At 60.1% G+C, this 14,745-nt stretch carries 14 protein-coding genes; 8 read left to right on the top strand and 6 right to left on the bottom strand.

The window, feature by feature from the left end; translation table 11 throughout:
• Positions 1 to 48: 48 nt before the first annotated feature.
• Entirely contained in the window at positions 49 to 765 is a 717-nt protein-coding gene (locus NE547_RS04230) for a PHP domain-containing protein (protein ID WP_186907633.1), read from the bottom strand.
• A gap of 38 nt (positions 766 to 803) precedes the next feature.
• Entirely contained in the window at positions 804 to 1,136 is a 333-nt protein-coding gene (locus NE547_RS04235) for a DRTGG domain-containing protein (RefSeq protein ID WP_186907634.1), read from the bottom strand.
• A 107-nt stretch (positions 1,137 to 1,243) separates the two neighbouring features.
• On the opposite strand from NE547_RS04235, the gene NE547_RS18530 reads away from it, so the two are divergent.
• Together NE547_RS18530 and NE547_RS04250 are read left to right on the top strand one after the other, a co-directional pair.
• A complete protein-coding gene (locus tag NE547_RS18530) occupies positions 1,244 to 1,711 on the top strand; it encodes a helix-turn-helix domain-containing protein (protein ID WP_186907635.1) in 468 nt (155 codons plus the stop codon).
• The gene (locus NE547_RS04250; protein WP_256174866.1) at positions 1,708 to 2,781 is read left to right on the top strand and encodes an acyltransferase family protein; all 1,074 of its coding nucleotides are present in this window, start codon (positions 1,708 to 1,710) and stop codon (positions 2,779 to 2,781) included. Before NE547_RS18530 ends, NE547_RS04250 begins: the two co-directional genes overlap by 4 nt.
• Positions 2,782 to 2,883: 102 nt before the next feature.
• Here NE547_RS04250 and NE547_RS04255 read toward each other — a convergent pair whose 3' ends face one another.
• From NE547_RS04255 to NE547_RS04265, 3 genes are read right to left on the bottom strand one after another with little or no spacing between them, the layout of a single operon-like run.
• Positions 2,884 to 4,209, bottom strand: a complete 1,326-nt coding sequence (locus NE547_RS04255; RefSeq protein ID WP_186907637.1) for a [Fe-Fe] hydrogenase large subunit C-terminal domain-containing protein — start codon at positions 4,207 to 4,209, stop codon at positions 2,884 to 2,886.
• A 34-nt stretch (positions 4,210 to 4,243) separates the two neighbouring features.
• Positions 4,244 to 4,669, bottom strand: a complete 426-nt coding sequence (locus NE547_RS04260) for an ATP-binding protein (protein ID WP_186907638.1) — start codon at positions 4,667 to 4,669, stop codon at positions 4,244 to 4,246.
• Positions 4,656 to 5,012, bottom strand: coding sequence for a hypothetical protein (locus NE547_RS04265; protein ID WP_256174867.1), 357 nt, complete (start codon positions 5,010 to 5,012; stop codon positions 4,656 to 4,658). The genes NE547_RS04260 and NE547_RS04265 overlap by 14 nt, the downstream gene beginning before the upstream one ends.
• Positions 5,013 to 5,259: 247 nt before the next feature.
• Here NE547_RS04265 and serC point away from each other — a divergent pair, with 247 nt between their 5' ends.
• Both serC and NE547_RS04275 read left to right on the top strand, forming a co-directional pair.
• Positions 5,260 to 6,345, top strand: a complete 1,086-nt coding sequence (gene serC / locus NE547_RS04270) for a 3-phosphoserine/phosphohydroxythreonine transaminase (RefSeq protein ID WP_256174868.1) — start codon at positions 5,260 to 5,262, stop codon at positions 6,343 to 6,345.
• Positions 6,346 to 6,361: 16 nt separating this feature from the next.
• Entirely contained in the window at positions 6,362 to 7,531 is a 1,170-nt protein-coding gene (locus NE547_RS04275) for a phosphoglycerate dehydrogenase (protein WP_186907641.1), read from the top strand.
• A 145-nt stretch (positions 7,532 to 7,676) separates the two neighbouring features.
• Here NE547_RS04275 and NE547_RS04280 read toward each other — a convergent pair whose 3' ends face one another.
• The gene (locus NE547_RS04280; protein WP_256174869.1) at positions 7,677 to 8,411 is read right to left on the bottom strand and encodes a hypothetical protein; all 735 of its coding nucleotides are present in this window, start codon (positions 8,409 to 8,411) and stop codon (positions 7,677 to 7,679) included.
• Between the two features lie 285 nt (positions 8,412 to 8,696).
• On the opposite strand from NE547_RS04280, the gene NE547_RS04285 reads away from it, so the two are divergent.
• From NE547_RS04285 to NE547_RS04300, 4 genes are all read left to right on the top strand, one after another.
• Complete coding sequence (locus NE547_RS04285) at positions 8,697 to 10,043, top strand: sigma-54-dependent Fis family transcriptional regulator (protein ID WP_186907643.1); 1,347 nt, start codon at positions 8,697 to 8,699, stop codon at positions 10,041 to 10,043.
• 360 nt (positions 10,044 to 10,403) lie between these two features.
• A complete protein-coding gene (locus tag NE547_RS04290) occupies positions 10,404 to 11,789 on the top strand; it encodes a sodium:solute symporter family protein (protein WP_256174870.1) in 1,386 nt (461 codons plus the stop codon).
• 57 nt (positions 11,790 to 11,846) lie between these two features.
• Positions 11,847 to 13,289, top strand: coding sequence for a M20/M25/M40 family metallo-hydrolase (locus NE547_RS04295; protein WP_186907645.1), 1,443 nt, complete (start codon positions 11,847 to 11,849; stop codon positions 13,287 to 13,289).
• A gap of 87 nt (positions 13,290 to 13,376) precedes the next feature.
• The gene (locus NE547_RS04300) at positions 13,377 to 14,723 is read left to right on the top strand and encodes an acyclic terpene utilization AtuA family protein (protein ID WP_256174871.1); all 1,347 of its coding nucleotides are present in this window, start codon (positions 13,377 to 13,379) and stop codon (positions 14,721 to 14,723) included.
• The last annotated feature ends 22 nt before the right edge of the window (positions 14,724 to 14,745 follow it).

Below are 14,745 nucleotides of genomic sequence, written 5' to 3' on the forward strand. Positions count from 1 at the left end.
GATTAACGATTATTAGAAGCTTACCATAAAGTAAGTAGCTTGTAAAGACTAAAATGGCAGATCGCCCCGAAGATATTCCAAAACGGCGTGGGTCGTCGCCTCAGGCAGGTCCATGGCATGCTCCGCCGTCCATACCTGGTCCAGACTGTGCGCGTCGGAGGAAGTGATGAGGCGGACGCCGGTCAAGTCGCTCCGCTGCCGGAATTCCGGGGAGCAGCGGGGGGATACCTCCGCCAGAGAAAAACCGAGGGACGGCTCCCACAGACCCAGCACCGAAAGAAGCGAGAAGCTGGCGCGGTCAATGTGGGCGGGATAAGCCACGCCGCCGAAGCGGGCCGCCAGCGCCCCCGCCTCGCCCACGCCGATGTCGGCGGCGGCGAGGAGCATGGCGCGCTCCTCCCCCAATACCAGGTCCCATTCATCCATATAGTACTGATGGCCGAAGAGCTCCGGCCTGTTTTTCAGCGGGGGCAGGCGGCGGGCCACCTGCCGGGAGAATCCCTCGGCCGCTTGGACCGTGGGGAAGAGGCAGATCATATGGATCTCTTCCCGGGTACACAGCTCCATGCCCGCCAGTGCCAGCAGGCCGTTGCGCTGCGCCGCCCGGCAGAAGGCGGCGCAGTTACCGGCGGTGTTGTGGTCGGTGAGGGCGACCACGTCCAGGCCGGCCAGGGCGCACATGGCGGCCAGGTCGGCGGGGGTCATGTCGTCGCTCCCGCAGGGCGAAAGGCAGGAGTGCAGATGCAGGTCATAGTAGAGTTTCAAGGGCGGACACCTCCCGAATCACAGACGGGCGTGGCCCGCTAAAGTCCAAGCGACCGGCCCAGGGCGCAGGCGGCGGCATAGGTGGGCAGGGCGGTGCCCAGCAGGTTGACGCCCTTTTCCCGGGCGCGGCGGAGCAGGTCCGGATCGGGTTGGACGCCTTCGGTGAGCACCACACAGGCCGCGTCGGCCATCAGGGCTACGGCGGCCACGTTTTGATTGGACATGATGGTCAGCCAGGCCGAACCCGCCTCTGCCCGGCCCATGACCCAGGAGAGCAGGTCGCCGGCGTAGCCGCCGGACACCTCCCGCTCCGGCTCGGCCAGATGGAATTCCGTCAGGGAAAGCATTTCTTTCAATGTCTGTACCGTCATGGGGACGCCTCCTTGTTTGTCAACAGAATCGAACGGAAAACGTAAGCGGCGGTTGGTTGCACTCGCTGCGCCGCAAGGGTATACTGTGAAAAAGAGGTGTGAAAAGTATGAATGATAGGAATGAGACGCTTGCTTCCAATCTGCGGGATCTGAGAAGCTGGAACAAACTCACGCTGGAACAGGTGGCCGAGCGCATCGGCGTGACCCGTCAGGCGGTGGCCAAGTGGGAGAGCGGGGAACGCGCTCCCGATCTGAACAACTGCGCCGCCCTGGCGGAGCTGTACCATGTGACCCTGGACGACCTGGTGCGCCACGACCGCGCGAAGACCGGCGTTGGAGTGCCGCCCAAGGGAAAGCACATGTTTGGCCTGGTGACCGTGGGGGAGCGGGGACAGATCGTCATCCCCAAGCGCGCCCGGGAGATCTTTGGCATCCGGCCGGGGGATCAGCTGATGCTGCTTGGAGATGAGGGAAGGGAGAACCGGGGCCTGGCCCTGGTGGACCCCAAGGTGTTCCTGGCCAATGTGGAGGCGCTGGAGCGCGCCTTCCGGCGGAAGGGCGGCGAGGAAGCGTGAGGCGGATTTGGCTGGATAACCTGCGCTGGGTCATCATTCTGCTGGTGGTGCTCCATCACCTGGTTTGCTTTTTCAACAGCGCGGGGGTGCCGATGAATGTGAACGCCCCCGGCATTCCCGCTCTGGACGCCATCGCCTACTTCTGTTATCCGTGGTTTATGCCCTGTATGTTTCTGCTGGCCGGGATCAGCGCCCGGTATGCCCTGGAAGAGCAGAGCACGGGGCGGTTTCTGGCGGCGCGGGTGCGCAAACTGCTGATCCCCTTTGCGGCGGGGGTGGTCCTGCTGGGGATACCGCTGGTCAGCTTCGCCTTCGCCGTCAAGGGAGGCTCGGTGGGCGAGATGATCGCCTATTTCCCCTCGCCCGCCATTGCGCTGTTCTTTCTGGCCCTCATGGGCATGGGGCCGCAGTGGTTCCTGCTGGCGCTGTTTCTCGTCACCCTGCTGCTGCTGCCCTTGCGCAGGCTGGACCGGAGCGGCCGGTTCTACGATCTGTGCGGCCGGGCGGGCATGCCCGTACTGCTGGGCCTTTGGCTCCTGTTCTGGGCCGGTTCCCAGGTGCTGAACGCCACCAACCGCTATCTGCTCTACTTCGTACTGTTTTTGGCGGGGTACTTCCTCTTCGCACACGACGAGGTGACGCAGCGGCTCCAGCGATTTCATCTGCCCCTGCTGGGGGCGTCCGGGGCGCTGCTGGTCTGGGTGCTGGCGCGGTGGTTCGGCAAAAGCTTTGCCGACGCTGCCTTTGTGGAAGACCCGGTTACCACCCTGTTTGGCTGGTGCATGACACTGGCCGCCGTGGGCTGCGCGCGGGCCTGGGGGGATCGGGAGAACCGCCTGACCCGATACATAAGCGCCCGGGGGTTCGCCCTCTATCAGTTCCACTATCTGGTCCTGACGGTGTGTACCTGGGGGGTGACCAACTGGCTGAATCTGCCCGCCGGTTGGAACTATCTGCTCTGCCTGGGGCTCACCCTGGCCATCTGCCTGGGGCTGTATGAGCTCGTTTCCCGCGTACCGGTGCTGGGAGACCTGTTTGCGCTGCGCCGGAAAGGAAAAGGAGGGCGGTAGCGGCCTGCCGGCGCCGCCCGCGCAGCATCATGGCCGGAAGCCCCGTCCGGAAAAACGAAAACACGGCCGCCGCAAGAAGCATGGGTCTTGCGGCGGCCGTGTTCAGTCGTGATGTAAGGGCTGCTGGCGGCGGAAGGGAGCGGGCAGGTACTCATCTGCCCCGCCTTCTCCGGCCATATCCCGCATCCGGGCCCGTACTTTGAAGATGCAGTCGTCCTCAGAGGCACGGCCCAGCACCACATCCTCCGCAAAGGCATGGCAGGAAGGGGCCCCGCAGGAGCCGCAGTGGAGGCCGGGCAGGTGGGATTCCAGCGCCTGGATGCGCAGCTGCTTGGCCATGGCCGCCTCCCGATCCTCGTCCAGCAGGAAGGCGGGCAGGTATTGCAGCTGCTTGTCCCGCCGCACGATCTCCTGCGCCGGCCCCTGGAGGGTGAAGCTGCTGCGCGTTTCCGGCAGGCCCTTCATCAAGCCGCGCAGGCGCATTTTTGCAGCGTAAGGATTTTCCACATTGAAGCAGCCGCCCACACAGCCTTGCGTACAGGCGGAAAGCTCCAGGAAATCCGCCTCGGGCAGGCGGCCGTCTTCGATCTCCTCCAGCATGCGGATGACGTTTTCGATCCCGTCCACCGCCACGCAGCCCTCGCTGGCGCGGGCCGCGCTCTCTCCGCCGCAGGCCGCCCAGCTCAGGCCCAGGGCGCCCGCAGTGGAGTGGGGCTCCACCCGTTCCAGCTCCCGCATGGGGGTCAGCAGGCGCAGGTATACGTCCCGGACGGCGAAGGCTCCGTCCAGCACCGGTTCCCGCAGTCCCTGGGAGACCCGGGCGGCGGTAACCTTGGACGAACAGGGCACGATGGCGAATACGCCGATCTGCTCCGGCGCAAGGCCGGTCTCGGCCTCCGCCTCCCGCCGGGCCAGGATAGCGGCCAGTTCCATCGGCAGGATGGTGCAGGCCACATGGTCGATGAGCTTTGGGAAGCGCATGCGGATCAGCCGCATCACGGTGGGGCAGGAGGAGGAGATTTGGGGCGTTACCGCCGGACGCCCCCGGCGCAGGACGCATTCATGCTCAAAGGCCGAGATCAGCTCGGCCGCACGGGCCACCTCCCAGACCTTGTGAAAGCCGATCTTCAAAAGGCCGTTCAGAACGATGTCCACATCGTCCAGGTGCTGGAACTGTGTGTAAAGCGCGGGCTCGGGCAGCGCCACGCAGTAAGAAAACTCCTTCAGCCGCTCCAGAGCGTCGCCCACGGACTTGATGGCCTTGTGGGGACACACGCGGATACAATTGCCGCAGTCGATGCAGCGGTCGGGCAGAATGGTGGCCTTGCGCCCGCGCACACGGATCGCCTCCGTGGGGCAGCACTTGATGCAGGAGGTGCAGCCCCGGCAGCGCCTGTCATCCAGGACTACGGAATGCCTCATGCTCATGGGGCCCTCTCACCTCCTTTGGCTGGATGATTCCTCACTGGGGAATTTTGATCACGACGGTGACCACAGTGCCCTTGCCTACCTCGGTTTCAATGGTCATCTCATCGGAATAACGCTTCATGTTGGGCAGGCCCATGCCCGCGCCAAAGCCCAGCTCCCGGGCGGTGGGGCCTGCGGTGGAGTAGCCCTCCTGCATGGCCTGCTCCACATCGGGGATACCGGGACCAGTGTCGGTCATACGCAGGACGATGCGGTCCATGTCCACCTCGACCTCCGCCTCGCCGCCGTCGGCGTGGATGACCATGTTGATCTCGCCCTCGTACATGCAGATCGAGGCGCGGCGGATCACATCCTGGGGCAGGCCCAGCTTCTTCAGGGTGAGCTTCATCTTGCTGGAGGCCTCGCCGGCCTCGATCATGTCGCCGCCCTCCACAGGGTAGACCAGCTTAATTGTCTCCATCGCAGTATCCTCGCAATCCTTTGGAATATAACAGGCCGCAGGCCTCGTACATACGCTTGGGACAGGTCATCACAACGATATCCCGCTCTTCCGCCAGGTGCAGGATGTCCATACCGGGCATCTTTCCGCGGACGAAGACCACGCACTTCATCTCCACCATATCCGCGGTGCGGATCACCTGCGGATTGACCAGGCCCGTGAGCAGCAGCGCCTGGTTTTTGACAAACGCAAGCACGTCGCTCATAAAATCGCTGCCGCAGGCGGAAAAGACCTCCCGGTCCAGCTTGTCCTCACCCCACAATACCGTGGCGTTCAGGATCCCTTTGATCTCGGCAAGCCGCATAGGCTTTGTCCCCCTCATGATAAATCAAGCTTCTATATACGCCGACATTGTACCACAGATTCAGGGGATATGCCAAGGCTTCGTTCAAATATTCACAAACTTTTCCTGGTGAACGGCACAGTTTTGGATATTCCCAGCATTGACATGACACACGGCAATCCGATATAATCAACTTTATCAAGGTAAAGCGGTGGAATCCCGCCCGCCGCGCCTGAAATTTGGAAGGAAATCGAGGAGGCCATCTATCATGGGAAACGAGCGCGTGTACAATTTCTCCGCAGGCCCGTCCATGCTGCCGCTGGAGGTGCTTGAGAGAGCCGGTTCTGAAATCACGAATTACCAGGGCTCCGGCATGTCCGTCATGGAGATGAGCCATCGATCTAAGGTGTTTCAGAAGATCTTTGACGATACCCAGGCCAAGTTCCGCAAGCTGCTGGGCGTGCCTGAGGGCTATAAGGTCCTCTTCCTGCAGGGCGGTGCTTCCGCCCAGTTCTCTATGGCGCCCCTGAACCTGATCGGCAGGACCGGCAAGGCCGATTACGCCGTCACGGGCAACTTCTCCAATATCGCCTACAAGGAGGCCAAGAAGTTCGGCCAGATCCATCTGGCCGCCTCCTCCGAGGACCGGAACCACACCTATATCCCCGCGCAGGAGCAGTTGGAGCTGGATCCTGAGGCGTCCTATTTCTACTACTGCGCCAACAACACCATCTACGGCACCGAGTGGCAGTACGTGCCCGAGACCGGCAACGTGCCCATCGTGTGCGATATGTCCTCGGACATCCTCTCCCGTCCGGTGGACGTGAGCAAGTACGGCATCCTCTTCGCCGGCGCACAGAAGAACATGGCCCCCGCGGGTCTGACCGTGGTGGTCATCCGGGAGGATCTGGCCGGGCAGGAACTGCCCTATACCCCGCTGATGATGAATTACAAGACCATGATTGACAAGGACTCCATGTACAATACACCGCCCTGCTGGTGCATCTACATCCTGGGCCTGGTGCTGGACTGGCTGGAGGAGAAGGGCGGCATTCCCGGCATGGAGGCCATCAAGCACTCCAAGGCCCAGATGCTCTACGACGTGATCGATTCGTCCCGCCGGTTCACCTGCGCGGTGGAGCCCGGCTCCCGGTCCGATATGAACGTGGTCTTCCGCACCGGCAGCGACGAGCTGGATGCCCAGTTCGTCAAGCAGAGCGTGGAGGCCGGCTTTACCAACCTGAAGGGCCACCGCAGCGTGGGCGGGATGCGCGCTTCCATTTACAACGCCATGCCCACCGAGGGCGTGGAGAAGCTGTGCGATTTTATCCGCGCGTTCGATCAAAACAATTGAAGGAGGAGGGACAACGATGTTCCGGATCAAGACGCTGAATAAGATTTCCCCGGCCGGGCTGTCCGTGCTGGATCAAACCCGCTTCTCCGTCAGCGGAGATGTGGAGAATGAGGACGGCATCCTCGTCCGTTCCGCCGACATGCACGAGTATCCCTTCCCCGACGCCCTGCGCTGCATCGCCCGGGCGGGGGCGGGCACCAATAATATCCCCATCGACCGCTGCTCCGAGGCGGGCGTCGTGGTCTTCAACACCCCCGGCGCCAACGCCAACGCCGTCAAGGAACTGGCCGTGTGCGCTCTGCTGCTGTCCTCCCGCAACGTGGTGGGCGGCTCCGCCTGGGTGCGGGAGCAGGCCGGCGCCGGAGCAGACGTGGAGAAAGTGGTGGAGAAGGGCAAGAGCCAGTTCGTGGGCCCGGAACTCTCCGGCAAGATGCTGGGCGTCATCGGCCTGGGCGCCATCGGCGTGCAGGTGGCCAATATCGCCACCAAGCTGGGCATGACCGTCTTCGGCTACGATCCCTTCCTGTCCGTAGACGCGGCGCTCTCTCTGTCCCGCCTGGTGCACCGGGCCATGGATCTGGAGACCATTTATAAAAACTGTGACTACATCACCATCCATGTTCCGCAGACCTCCGAGACCCGCGGGATGATCAACGAGGATTCCATCCATATGATGAAGGGCAACGTGCGCATCATCAACCTGGCCCGGGGCGGACTGGTCAACGACGACGACATGCTGGCCGCGCTGGAGTGCGGCAAGGTGGCGGCCTATGTCACCGACTTTCCCAACAACAAGATCCTCCAGGGCAAAAACGTCATCCCCATCCCCCATCTGGGCGCCTCCACCCCCGAGAGCGAGGAGAACTGCGCCGTCATGGCCGCCCAGCAGATGCGGGATTACCTGGAGAACGGCAACATCAAAAACTCCGTCAACCTGCCCACCCTGGTGCAGGAGTGGAGCGGCATCTCCCGCCTGTGCGTCATCCACCGCAACACCCCGGGCATCATCGCCCAGATCACCGGCGTGCTGTCCAAGGATGGGGTCAACGTGGAGAATATGACCAACAAGTCCAAGAAGGACTACGCCTACACTGTGGTGGATGTGGGCAGCCGGGTCAGCGACAGCGTCGCCAATGAGATCCGCGCCATTGACGGCGTGCTGCGGGTGCGCCTGCTCAACCACTGAAACGCAGCCGGACCGACCAGCCAAAACGCCCCGCGCGTCACTGACGCGCGGGGCGTTTTGGCTGGCCGGAAAAGGGCGCAAGACCTGTTCCGGCCGGGGAACGGGGCGTTGCGGCCACCGGTTTGGAGCGGGGCGGGCGCATGCGTTACAGGGCGCGGCCGCATAGGCGGTCGGTACATGCCGCACAGCCCAGGGCGGCGTTGGTCTGCTCCCAAAAGCGCTCCGGATGGAGATGAAACGCCGCTTCCCAGACCACAAACACCAGCAGGGCCAGAAAAAAGAGGCTCAGGGTGAAAAAGCCCGCCGCGAAGACGAAGGGACTGAACATCATCAGGTGGTCCCAATTGAAGATGCGGCAGGTAGCGCAGCAGCGGTTTTTCAGAAAGAAGATCCGGAAAGGGCAGAAGAAGAGCACACAGATCAGGTCGCATACATAAAAGCATACACAGAGCAGAAAAAGCTCTGCCTTTCCCAGCACCCGCGTACGGTAGAGCAGACCGACCGCCAGAGTGAGGAGCAGCCACAGCAGAAAGACCGCTCCGGCGGTCTGGTCGCTCTGGCGGACGAACGTGCGCAGGGCCGCCCGGTCCGGAGCGCGCCCGGTCGGGATACGGCAGCGGGAGAACTGCTTCTGGGAACCGAGCGCCATATGCCGGCGCAGGGGGAGCAGCTGGAGGACCATGTCGCCCGCCCAGACCAGCCAGAACAGGTGGAGCACGGAAAAACCGCGGAAAAAGGCCGCCCCGTCCAGAACGGCAAAGACCTCCGGCCGCAGCAGCCGCAGCAGCAGTGCGGCCAGAGCCGCGGCGATGCGGAAGGTCAGGCGGAACAGGTATTTCCTGCGCATGGATACGCGCGTTTTTGTTGCAGGAGTGGTCACGGAATTGATACACCCATTTCCTGATGAACTTCGAAGGCGTCTCCAGGGCGTTTTCACGCAGTCTGTGGGATCGACGCCTGCGCGCGGGGCCTGGCCGCAGCGCGGCAGGAATTTGACCGAAGGGCCGGACGAATACGCCTGCACCTGCAGATTTTAAAAATAGGATAGCACTTTTAGCGGCAAAAGACAATGCCGCAGCGCCGGAAGACCGGACCCAAAGCGCGGATGGTATTGCGTTTTGGACCGCGCGAGGATACAATACCCCTACGGGAAGGAGATGGGACGATGCAACTCAATGCCGCGGCGCGGGCCGCGTTTGACGCCATGAGCGAAGGCGTTACCATCATCGACATCGAAGGAAAGATCGTCTTCGGCAACCGGGCCTACCGCTCGTTTCTGAACAAAGAGGCCGGGGGCGATATCGGGGAGATCGAGGGCTACCGCCTGCGGGACCTGCGGCCGGGCGCCCGTCTGCCGGAGGTGCTGGAGGCGGGAAAGCCCATTCTTCACATTACCCGCAAGGAGATCGAGGATTTCTATTTTGTCAACATGTACCCGATTTATCAGAATGGCCTGCTGGTAGGCGGGCTCTCGGTCGTGACCTTTTTGGAGGACGCCTATCAGGCCCGGGAGGAGCTGGAGGCGATGGAAGCCCGCAGCCGTCAGGTGCTGCGCAGCATCAACCGCGCCAACGGAGCCCGTTATACGTTTGACGATATCGTGGCCGTGAGTCCCGCCGCCGTGCAGGCCAAGGAGCTGGCGCAGAAGATCGCCGCCACCGACGCCACCGTGCTGCTGGCCTCGGAAAGCGGCACCGGCAAGGAACTCTATGCGCAGGCCATTCACAATGCCAGCCCCCGGCAGGAGGGGGTCTTCGTGGCGATCAACTGCTCCAACTTCAACGCGCAGCTGCTGGACTCCGAGCTGTTCGGCTATGCGGAGGGGGCCTTTACCGGGGCGCGGAAGGGCGGCAAGGTGGGCCTGTTCGAGGCCGCCGACGGCGGCACCCTGTTCCTGGACGAGGTGTCTGAAATGGACATCAGCCTCCAGGCCAAGCTGCTGCGGGCCCTCCAGGAGCATCGGGTGCGTCCGGTCGGGGCGGTAAAGGAGACGGAGGTGGACGTGCGGGTCATCGCAGCCTGCAATGCCGACCTGCCGGAATACGTCCGCAGCGGCAAATTCCGCAAAGACCTGTACTACCGTTTGAACACCTTTCCCATCCGGATCCCGCCCCTGCGGGAGCGTCCGGGCGATGTCCCTGTCCTGGCCCAGGCCATTCTGGACGAGCTGTCCCACAAACTGCGCAGGAATTTTCATCTGTCGGTGGACGCCGCGGAGCGCCTGCGGGAGCACGACTGGCCGGGCAACGTGCGGGAACTGCGCAATGTTCTGGAGTTTTCCGCTTATCTTACCCCCTCGGGGCTGATCAGCGCCGACACGCTGCCCGGCGACCTGGGGCGCCGGGAGGACGGTGTGCCGCGCACGCTGGCCCAGCGGACCCGCGACTTTGAGAAGCGAACCATTCTGGCCCTGCTGGAACACAACGGGTCCTCGCTGGAGGGTAAGAAAAAAACCGCCAAGGAACTCGGTATTTCTCTGGCTACCCTCTACAACAAACTATCTGTTTTCTAAAAATTTAATGCTTCATAAACGTTTGTTTCTAAAGAATTAGAATTTTGTTCTATTTTTTAAGAATCCTTACAGTGTCAGCTTTCTTGCCTTTTCTACTCCCCGATTTGCATATCTTGTTCTGAAAATTTAGAATTCGTTTTGAACCCGGATATTTCCTCCACCCGTGTATCCATTGGGATTTCTAGCTTTTACAGCTTTTGTTTATGCTGCCTATTTTGGCATGCCGCTTGCTTCTGTTTCGGGTGTGTACACAAATTCCCGCTGTACGCAAACACGGTTGTTATACAAAGCGAGAGGGTATGCAACGTGTGGCTAAACAGCGGGCCACCGCCACAACACATAATTTTGGGGAGGTAGACCATGAAAGCAGCGTTAATGTTCATCCTGATCGTAGTAATATGTCTCATCGGTATTTTGGCAGGCAGAAAGGTAAAAAGTGCCGCCCAATGGGCAAACGGCGGTAAGAATCTGAACTGGGTAACTGTAGGTATCCTGCTGGTTACATTTCAAATTGGCGGGACTTCTACTATTGGTGCGACCCAGAATGGGTATACCCTGGGTATCGGCGGTGCATGGTATGGCATTGCCGGCACTGTAGCCATGATTCTGTCTATGTTCTTCATTACCCACCTGCGTAAATACATTACAGAAGACACCATTTCCAACTTCATGAAGAACCGCTATTCCTCCGGCATTAGCAACCTCTACTCCTATTCCTATCTGATTATGGGTTTTATCTACATTCCCATTCAGCTTTTCACCGTTACCACTGTATTCCGCACCATTATTCCTGCTCTGGACCTGACCTGGGCCTGCATCATCGGCCTGGTGTTGGCCATTTCTTATACTGTGGTCTCTGGTGTCAACGGTGCTAACTACGTCAGCAAGGTGGGTTGTATCCTGATGTATGTCGCCATGGCCATCGGCTTGGTGCTGGTAATGAACCAGACCGGCGGCTTTGCCACACTGACCAACACCCTGGACGCAAGCTACTTCAACCTCTTTACCATGCCCCCCAAGACCTGGTTTAGCTGGTTTCTGACCTGTTTTGTGGCCTTCCTCACCATGCAGGCCGCCATTCAGCCTTCCCTCATCGCTAAGGATGACGCTTCCGCCAGAAAGGGTATCTTTTTTGGTGCCGTACTCAACCTTCCATGCGGTTTCATCTGCGCTCTGCTGGGTATGGTGTGTATCGCCATGAACCTGGACGTGGGCGGCAGCAGTTCTCTAGCTTTCGCCACCGTTATTAACACTTACTGCCCAAACTGGCTCACCGCACTTATTTTTGCGTCCATTGCCCTGATTGTTATCTGTACCCTGGCCGGACAGCTGCTGGCCATCTGCACCATCATACGTCAGCTACTGTTGCCTGTTTATGAGAAGAGGCAGGTCTCCGAACGCACCCAGCTGACCTATACCCGGCTCATCGCTTTTGCATACGGATTTATCACCATTATCCCAACCTTTATGATCCAACAGTCTTTCCTCAATGAGCTGGTCACGGTACTCATAGCCTGCGTTACCGGTCCCATGTTCTTTGCCTTAGTAGCCGGAATGTTCTGGAAGAAAATGAATGCGAGGGCCGCAGGCTGGAGCATCGTTTCTGGCATTCTGGTGGGTATTGTCTGGGTTCTCACTGGTATGAGCGTCTCCTGGCACCCTGTCTATATCATTCTGCCGGTTTCTTCTCTGGTAGGTTTTGTGGTATGTAAGCTCACTGCAGGAAACACCATCCAGAAGACCTAACTCGTCTCTGTTATCCACCTAAAACTGCTTATCTGAGAAGAAAGGACCGAAACACCCATGAAATATGTGCTCGATCATACTGACAAGCCCTATGCCAAGCTGTTTGAAGATATTTCCGCTATTCCTCGGGGTAGCTTTAAGGAAGAAAAAATTGCCGATTTTGTGTGCAGCTTTGCCGAGAATTTGGGACTGGAATATACCCGGGATAGTGCCAACAATGTTGTAGTACGTAAGCCCGCTACACCCGGCTACGAGGCCCATGAGGTAGTTATGCTCCAAGGGCACATGGACATGATCTGGAACAAGCGCCCGGACAGCACATTTGACTTTGAGCACGAAGGCATTAAACTAAAGGTCACTGACGACGGTTATCTGATGGCAGAGGAGACCACCTGCGGCTCCGATGATGGCGTAGCCGTGGCTTATATGCTGGCCATTTTGCAGGACAAGAGCCTGAAGCACCCGGAATTAGAGTGTGTCTTTACCACGGCGGAGGAACCCGGTCTGTACGGCGTTCAGAAATTTGATTGCTCCCAGCTGAAGGCCCGGAAGTATGTTAGCATGGATGGCAACCTAGAGGGTACCAGCCTGCTCATTGCTGCCGGTGCCGCCAACGCCCGCTTCACTAAGCGCTTCCAGCGGGAAGTTCTGAAGGATGCAGCGGAGCTGGCCATCCAGGTTCACGGACTAACTGGAGCCCACGTCCAGTTTCAGGAGCGTCAACTGGCCAACGCCATTAAGACGGTGGTACGTATTGTCTATTACATCCGCAAAGAGGTGCCCTGCCGACTCATCAGTCTGAACGGCGGCAGCCAGACCACCATTCCCGTAGACTGCACCGCCCGCATAGCCTTGGCCCTTGAACACATGGACAAGGCCCGGGAGGTTGCACAGCGGGTGCTAGAAGAGGTTAAGTTTGAGCACAAGGAGAGCGACCCCAACATGACCCTCTCCCTCAGCGAGAAGGCCCATGCATCCCCCGCCATGCCGGAAGATGTCACAGACAAGGTGGTCACCCTGCTTCGTCTGCTCCCCGCAGGCCTGGTGGATACCAGCCTGGTCTTCCCCGGCCTGCCCATCTCTTCTTTCAGCCTAGAGACCATTGAGACCACAGATAGCTCTATCGGCTGGTTCTACCGCCCCACCAGCGCCATTACCTCCAAGATGCTAGATATGGATGAGCAAAGCCGACTGTTGGCCCAACTATTTGACGTGGAGTATCATGTAGAAAACTACTTCTACGGCCACAATGTAGAGGCTGGGACTCCCCTTTACAATGTGTTTGACCAAGTATGGTTCGAGCAGAATGGCGAGCATATCCGCCCCATTGGTGCCCACTATGGTAATGAGATTGGCTTTTTCCTGCGCAATATGCCTTGGCTGGATATGATTCTGCTAGTGGCCACTCATTATCAGGCCCACACTCCAGACGAAAAGCTGGATATAGCTTCCTTTGACCGTTGCTATCGCTGCTTGGTGGAGATTCTGAGGCGAGTCTAAGGCTCCGCCGAAGCACACAGTATTTCCTTTTAACCGTAGACCTCAGTCCATTGTTGCCGCGACTTTCAACAAGAAGGAGCAATTACCATGAAAACCATCCGCATCGGCAGCGGCGCCGGTTATGCCGGCGACCGTTTGGAGCCCTCTCTGGAGCTCATTGAGAAGGGCAATCTGGACTACATCAGCTACGAGTGCCTGGCCGAGCGCACCATCGCCATCGGCCAGCAGGCCAAGCTGAAAGACCCCGCCAAGGGCTATAACGGCCTTTTGGAGCACCGTATGGAGAAGGCGCTTCCCCTGGCCTGGGAGCACAAGGTGAAGGTCATTACCAACATGGGCTCCGCCAACCCCCAGGCGGCGGCCCGAAAGTGTGTGGAGATCGCCCACCGGCACGGCCTGACCGGGATGAAGATCGCCTGCGTCACCGGAGACGACCTGCTGCCCGTCATCGACAAATACAGGGATGCCGAGGTGTGGGAGACCCATGAGCCCCTGTCCAAGCTGCCCGGCGAGATCGTCTCCGCCAACGCCTACATGGGCGTGGAGGGGATCCTGAAGGCGCTGAATATGGGCGCCGACGTGGTCATCACCGGCCGTGTGTCCGACCCGGCCATCTTCCTGGCGCCCATCATCCATGAATTCGGCTGGTCCCTGGAGGACTGGGACAAGCTGGGCAAGGGCACGATGATCGGCCACCTGCTGGAGTGCGGCGGGCAGGTCACCGGCGGCTACTACGCCGAGCCGGGCAAAAAGGACGTGCCCGGCGTGGGCCATCTGGGCTTCCCCATCATCGAGGTATCCGAGGACGCTTCCTTCTTCGTCACCAAGGTGCCCGGGGCGGGCGGCATGGTCACCCCCGACACCTGCGCCGAGCAGATCTGCTACGAGATCCACGACCCCGAGGTCTACCTGACCCCCGACGTGGTGGCCAACTTCAAGCAGGTCAAGTTCACCCAGACCGCTCCCGACGTGGTGAAGGCGGAAGGCGCCACCGGAAAACCCAAGACGGAGACCTTCAAATGCTCCATCGGGTATAAGGATTGTTTCATCGGCGACGGCGAGATCAGCTACGGCGGCCCCGGTTGTGTGGAGCGTGCCAAGCTGGCCCTGGAGATCGTCAAGGAGCGGCTGGAGCTGGTGGCCGCCGGTAAGTTCGACGAGCTGAAGTTCGACCTCATCGGCTGCAACAGCCTGTATTGGAACCCGGACTACAAGTATAACGAAGCGCCCTCCGAGGTGCGGGTCCGTGTGGCCGGCCGGGCCAAGACCAAAGCGGACGCCGATCTGATCGGCAACGAAGTGGAGGCGCTCTATACCAACGGCCCCGCAGGCGGCTGCGGCGCTGTGAAGCGGACCCGCGACATCGTCTCCGTGGCCTCCATCCTGGTCAGCCGCTACGATGTGAAGCCGCAGGCCGAGCTTTTTGAAGTCTGATCGGGACAGAAAGGAAGGATGC

This window comes from Flavonifractor sp. DFI.6.63, assembly GCF_024462255.1.
Classification (GTDB): domain Bacteria; phylum Bacillota; class Clostridia; order Oscillospirales; family Oscillospiraceae; genus Lawsonibacter_A; species Lawsonibacter_A hominis.

Coding starts and splice junctions, on each gene's coding strand:
- serC (WP_256174868.1), top strand. CDS start 5,260: ATGGGAAACGAGCGCGTGTACAATTTCTCCGCAGGCCCGTCCATGCTG.
- NE547_RS04255 (WP_186907637.1), bottom strand. CDS start 4,209: ATGAGCATGAGGCATTCCGTAGTCCTGGATGACAGGCGCTGCCGGGGC.
- NE547_RS18530 (WP_186907635.1), top strand. CDS start 1,244: ATGAATGATAGGAATGAGACGCTTGCTTCCAATCTGCGGGATCTGAGA.
- NE547_RS04235 (WP_186907634.1), bottom strand. CDS start 1,136: ATGACGGTACAGACATTGAAAGAAATGCTTTCCCTGACGGAATTCCAT.
- NE547_RS04285 (WP_186907643.1), top strand. CDS start 8,697: ATGCAACTCAATGCCGCGGCGCGGGCCGCGTTTGACGCCATGAGCGAA.
- NE547_RS04295 (WP_186907645.1), top strand. CDS start 11,847: ATGAAATATGTGCTCGATCATACTGACAAGCCCTATGCCAAGCTGTTT.
- NE547_RS04300 (WP_256174871.1), top strand. CDS start 13,377: ATGAAAACCATCCGCATCGGCAGCGGCGCCGGTTATGCCGGCGACCGT.
- NE547_RS04290 (WP_256174870.1), top strand. CDS start 10,404: ATGAAAGCAGCGTTAATGTTCATCCTGATCGTAGTAATATGTCTCATC.
- NE547_RS04260 (WP_186907638.1), bottom strand. CDS start 4,669: ATGGAGACAATTAAGCTGGTCTACCCTGTGGAGGGCGGCGACATGATC.
- NE547_RS04275 (WP_186907641.1), top strand. CDS start 6,362: ATGTTCCGGATCAAGACGCTGAATAAGATTTCCCCGGCCGGGCTGTCC.
- NE547_RS04265 (WP_256174867.1), bottom strand. CDS start 5,012: ATGCGGCTTGCCGAGATCAAAGGGATCCTGAACGCCACGGTATTGTGG.